The following is a 2,418-nucleotide window of genomic DNA, read 5'->3' as shown; positions in this document are numbered from 1 at the left end:
CACCATGTACTCCGGCAGGCTGCGCTTCAAATACGCACGCAGCTCGGAGGCGTCGAAGGCTCCGCCGCTCACCACGTACGCGCACAGGTACGCTTCGTCCCGCTCGTCTTTCCGGGCGATGACCACCGCTTCCTTCACGTCCGCGTGCTGCAATAGACGGTGCTCGATTTCGCCTGTCTCAATCCGGTACCCCCGGATTTTCACTTGCTCGTCGATCCGGCCCATGTACTCCAGGTTCCCGTCCGGCAGCCATCTGGCCAGGTCTCCCGTCCGGTACATGAATGTGTTGGGAAGGAAAGGATTATCGATAAAGCGTTCGCGAGTCAGATCCGGGCGGTTTAAATAACCTCTTCCGACACCGGCGCCGAAAATGAACAGTTCCCCTGCAACTCCGACAGGTACGGGTATAAGCGATTCATTAAGAATATAACTCTGATTATTGGGCATTGGCTTACCGATCGGCACATTTTTCCCAGATGTCTTTTGATGCTTAAAAACATACATATTCGAACAAATGGTCGTTTCCGTCGGCCCGTATCCGTTAATGATTCTCATCTCGGGACTGAACTGAAAATACCGGTCCAAAGTAACATCTTTAATCGGTTCGACACCGACCAGCAACTTGTTTAAACTTACCTTTTCACGCTGGGGTTCAAGCAAATCGCAAATATCATTCAATACCGTAGGCGGCAAATAGGCGAATGTGATCCTTTCTTCCACCAGAAAACCGGCAAGATGCTTAGGATCAGAGAGCTTGGGCAGCGGGTAAAGGACAAGGGCAGCACCAAAGACAAACGGCAAAAATAATTCGCATACGCTGACGTCAAACGAAATGCTGGTCAAACTGAGGCAGCGGTCATTCCGCACAAAGGATCCGCCAAAGTTGCTTTGGATCGAGAAAGAAAAATTGTGAAAATTACGGTGCTCTATCATAACGCCCTTCGGCTGCCCTGTAGACCCGGAGGTATAAATAACATACATCAGGTCGCTCTCACTATTTATCCGTTCAGGATTTATTGTCGGTTCATTCGATACAGCCGATTGGTTCAGAACAATTGTTTCTCCATGAAACGGTACCTTGTCGACCCACTCCTCCTGCATTAATACAATCTGCGTACCGCTGTCTTCCAGCATGTACGCGATCCGCTCCGACGGGTACACCGGGTCGATCGGCAAGTATGCGCCGCCGGCCTTAAGTATCGCCATCATACCGACAATCAGCTCCGGAGACCTTTCAGCAAGAATGCCTATGACCGAATCAGACCGGACACCCTTCGCGCGAAGCTGATGAGCAAACTGATTGGCTCTATCATTCAGCTCACGGTAAGTAATAGATTGGCCTTCCCAGACCAGCGCTGTGGCGTCAGGCACTTGACCCGTCTGCTCTTCAAACAAATAATGAACGGGTTGATAGGCGGAGGCTGTTTCTTCCTTATTATTAAAATCAATAAATAGCTGCGTCTTATCCTCTTCCGAAATCATTTGGATTTTGCCAATAGTCGTTTCCGGATGATTCGCAATCCAAGCGATGATATTGGAATAATGCTGCATCATTCTTAAAACAGTTTCCTTCTTGAACAGCGCCGTGCTGTATTCCCAATCGAAATACAGCCGTCCTTCCTGCTCGAACGCAGCTACGGTCAGGTCGAATTTCGCCACCCGATATTCCTGCGGGTACGGCCGAATCGTCAGCTCCTCCGGCTTCCATTCGCTCATCTGCATGTTCTGCAGCACCAGCATCGTGTCGAACAGCGGGTTCCGGCTCGTATCCCGCCGCACCTCCGTCTTCTCCACCAGTTCCTCAAACGGATAATCCTGGTTCTCCATCGCCCCCAGCACCGCGGCCTTCACTTCCGCCAAGTACGCGTCGAACCGTTTGCTTCCCGCCGGGCGGCTCCGCATCGCCAGCGTGTTAACGAACATCCCGATCATCCGTTCCGCATCCGGGTGCCTTCTCCCCGCCACCGGAGTACCGACGACCACATCTTCCTGCCCCGCATAGCGTGACAGCAGCACGCCATACGACGCCAAAAGCGCCATGTACAGCGTGACCCCTTGCTTCGCGCACAGCTGCTTCAGCCGTTCCGTCTCCTCCTCGCTCCACCATTGGCCCGCACGGTCCCCTTCGAACCGGCGGACTGCCGGCCGCGCGTAATCCGTCGGCAGCTGCAGCACCGGCGCCTCTTCCTCAAACGCATCCAGCCAGTATTGCTCCTGCACCCGGTACGACTCACCCTGCATCTTCTCCCGCAACCATACCGCATAATCTTTATAGTGGATCGCAAGCGGCGCCAACTTTTCACCTGCATACAATCGCGCGAACTCCTCCACGAACACGTCCATCGACGTGCCGTCCGAGACGATGTGGTGCATGTCCAGCAGCAGCACGTGCCGCCCCTCTTCCAGGCGGATCAATCC

At 53.6% G+C, this 2,418-nt stretch carries 1 protein-coding gene; it reads right to left on the bottom strand.

All coding sequences use genetic code 11. The features are described 5' to 3' along the window. The coding region (locus ACX1DY_RS31315; RefSeq protein WP_458968028.1) for a non-ribosomal peptide synthetase at window positions 1-2,418 on the bottom strand (2,418 nt) is incomplete at both ends.

It is taken from the genome of Paenibacillus sp. BAC0078, from assembly GCF_054483875.1.
Note: the sequence above shows the minus strand (reverse complement) of the source record. Positions and strands in the feature narration are given on the sequence as shown.